Annotated in this window: 3 protein-coding genes; 2 read left to right on the top strand and 1 reads right to left on the bottom strand. The window is 46.2% G+C overall.

The window, feature by feature from the left end; all coding sequences use genetic code 11:
- Positions 1-510, bottom strand: a 510-nt coding sequence (locus VIP81_RS21660) for a hypothetical protein (protein ID WP_331966201.1), incomplete at its 3' end; no start/stop codon positions are given.
- 365 nt (positions 511-875) lie between these two features.
- Between VIP81_RS21660 and VIP81_RS21655 the strand changes: the two genes are divergently transcribed.
- Positions 876-1,199: a hypothetical protein gene (locus tag VIP81_RS21655; protein WP_331966198.1), complete on the top strand. Its 324-nt coding sequence runs from the start codon at positions 876-878 to the stop codon at positions 1,197-1,199.
- Positions 1,200-1,203: 4 nt separating this feature from the next.
- Positions 1,204-3,528 (top strand): Hsp70 family protein (locus tag VIP81_RS21650; protein ID WP_331966195.1); only part of this gene is annotated, 2,325 nt, incomplete at its 3' end.

The following is a 3,528-nucleotide window of genomic DNA, read 5'->3' as shown; positions in this document are numbered from 1 at the left end:
TGTTTTATTCAGGTTTTCCATGGCAATGACGCAGTCATATTTTGCAGCAATGACCGCCATTTTACGTCCCAGCAAAATGAATTGCTGCACTACCTGCTCACGGTCCGCTCCTTCCGGTATTTTACGGGCTTCACCACTCCCCAACACAATGAGCTTCACCCCTGCTATTTTAGCGCGCTGCATCACAGAGTCCACATAGCCCAGTACCCGGGCTTCATTTACTTCGTTACCGGTAAGTTTTATATATCCCGGCACAAATACATTACAGCTCTGTACTTTACAACGGCTGCTACGCAGGGCATGCAGCTGCTCGCGGAACTGCGCCTCGCTCAGGGATGGCGACAGAATTTTGCGTACGGTTTCTTCCAGATACGTAAAACCGCTGCTGGCAGCCAAACTATCATTCGAAAAAGATGCACAGATGCCAATGGCCGGTAAAGGCGATTGTGCATTCGATTGCAGAAATAGAGAGAAGAGCAGGCTAAAGATGAGTAACAACCGAGTTTTCATAACGTCTGGGTATGTTTAATGTGGAATACGGAATAGCTTTAAGATAATATCTAATTCCGGAAAAACAAAATTTGTGGGATGGATGCGAATTTTTGTCTTTCTCAGGATTATACTGATTATAATGATTCCGATGATTTTTTTTGAAATTTGAGGGACTATCGAGGGTTATTCATCCCGGTAGGACAAAAAATAGCCGATTCCAGGTTACGGCAAATATTCGCTACTGTTCTGCTGATCTTTCAAAACAAAATCGGTATAAATCTAAGTAAGAAAAAAATCATCAGAATCATTATAATCAGTATAATCCTGAGAAAGACAAAACATCGCTTCAAATCAATATATTTGCTTCCAACACAATATACCGAATGGACCCACTATTAACCCTTCACATCCGGATCATTAACCAGGTGTTTGAACTGGATAAGAAAACAACTGCCAAACCGGAGCTGTCTTCCCTGCAGCGCAATGTAGACCGTATCAAGCAGCACTTCGAAGAAGCCGGCTATACCATCCTGAACCCATTGGGAGAAACCTATCATGAAACAAGAATAGATTATGAGGCCAGCATTACCGGTGATATGGCGCCGGAAATGGAAATCGTGAATGTGATTAAACCAGTTGTATACTATACCGCAGGCGGACAAAAATCCATTTTACAAAAAGGGGTAGTCATCGCTGCAGCAAAATAAACCTATGAGCAACCAAATTAATTTCGGCATTGATCTGGGTACGACCAACTCCCTGATCGGCAAATTCCAGAACGGCACCGTAGAAATATTCAAGAATCCTTTCGGTCAGAAAGAAACATTGCCTTCTGTGGTGGCGTTTCGGAAAGACAGGATCATTGTGGGCGATAAAGCCAGAGAGCTGATAGAGAAAGATCCGGAAAATGTGTTTTCATCTTTCAAAAGAAAAATGGGTACCTCGGAATCTTTTTTTGTGCCCAATACCAGCGACTTTAAAACACCGGTGGAACTATCCGCCATGGTTCTCCGCGAACTCAAAAACTTTATATATACCGGCGAAAAACCGGACGCCGTGGTGATTACCATCCCGGCATCTTTTGATACCATCCAATCCAACGCCACCAAAAAAGCAGGTAATGACGCTGGTTTCAGCGAAGTTCAACTGTTACAGGAACCCATTGCTGCCAGTCTCGCTTTCGCCAACAAACAAACCAATGCCAACACCCTGCAGGGACAATGGCTGGTGTATGACCTGGGCGGCGGTACCTTCGATGTGGCACTGGTAAAAATCATCGACGGCGAAATGCGCGTCACAGATCATGAAGGCGACAACTACCTCGGCGGCGTAGACTTCGACATTGCCATTATCGAAAAACTGGTAGTGCCGCAATTACAACTACAGGGACATTACCCGGACCTGCTCACAGAGCTGCGCAGCGCCCGCGGAAAATACAATACCCTCTATCATATTCTGCTGAAAAAAGCGGAAGAGGTGAAAGTACAACTCACCAACAGCACCGCCGCAGAAATAGAATTCGAAATCAATGAGCAGGATATTTATCTCACCATCACCCGGGATCAGTTTGAATCCGTGATCTACGACAGCATACAATATTCTGTAGACCTCGTGAAAAAAATACTGGTGCGCAACAACCTCAGCGCCGCCGATATCATGGAAGTGGTCATGATTGGTGGCAGCACCTATATTCCACTGGTGAAACAACTGGTGGCGGCGCAACTGGGTATCGCCGTAAACTGCAGCGTAGATCCCACTACGGCCGTAGCAGTGGGTGCGGCATGGTATGCAGGCACCCGCTCCGTTTCGGCGCCTGCATCGCCTCAAAACAAATCTGCCGTTGCCGGTGAATTAAATATCCATTTCAAAACAGCCTATCAGAAAAATACCGCCGACAAAGAAGAATATTTCACCGCGATTGTGACAGGTGCTGTAACAGGACTCAGCTATCGCATCGTGCGGGCGGATGGCGGGTACGACAGTGGTATCAAACCCCTGCAGGAACGCATTTCTGAAATGCTGCTGCTGGCGGAAAACAGCAACAACGTTTTCAACATCCTGGTATTTGATGCTGCCCACAACGAAGTGGCTGCACAAACACCCGTTATCGCTATCACACAAGGGAAATTCAATATCCACGGGCAACCGCTGCCCAACGACATCTGCATAGAAATAGATGACCCGGAAAATAATACCACCAAACTGGAACTCATCTTTGAAAAAAATGCGATCCTCCCCCTGCGAAAAACGATTATCAAAGAAGTGATGAAAACCATTCTGCGCAGCGGACAGGATAGTTTACTCATCAACGTAGTAGAAGGCAGCCGTTACGCCATCCCCGGCAGCTGTGTGCCACTGGGCATGATTGAAATCAAAAGCATAGACCTCATCACCGACCTCGTAAAAGGTTCCGATGTGGAAATCACTTTACAGATCAGCGAAAGCAGGGACCTCTCCGTGAAAGCGGTGTTGCTAATGAATGAACAGGAGTTTTCCGAAGTGTTCAATCCATTGGTACGACAAATCAATATGGGCAAACTGCAGGACGATATCCGGCAGCTCCGCATACAGGCCACAGAAAAAATGAAGTCGTTCAAAAACAGCCAGCAGTACGAACTGGCAGCGACCGTGCAGGACATACAATCTGATCTCGACTATATCAGCGGCCGCCTGGAATTGATCAGCACCGACGATGTTACCGACGAAAAATATCAGCTGGAAGAAAAGAAACGTAAACTGGCGCAACAACTCGACAGCACCGGCAAAGACCAGCAGATAGTGGAAATCACTGAACAATATTTCAGACAAAAAGAATACTGTCTGCGTAATATCCGCGAGGAAAACGATACTGCCAGACTGGAAAGATTCGAGCAAATCACCCGCGAAGAAAGCACCTGGCTTTCCTCTCAGAGCTACTATACCATCAAAGCCAAAATAGATGAAGTGGTGAACCTGGGCTGGGAAATTGTTCGCAATAAACCAACTACCTGGATCAATAACTACTATTTCTACGCCGGCATTTCACCCAACGATTAT

The organism is Chitinophaga sp. (assembly GCF_036566945.1).
In the GTDB taxonomy this organism is placed as follows: Bacteria; Bacteroidota; Bacteroidia; order Chitinophagales; family Chitinophagaceae; genus Chitinophaga.
This window is presented reverse-complemented; position numbering and strand designations above follow the sequence as displayed.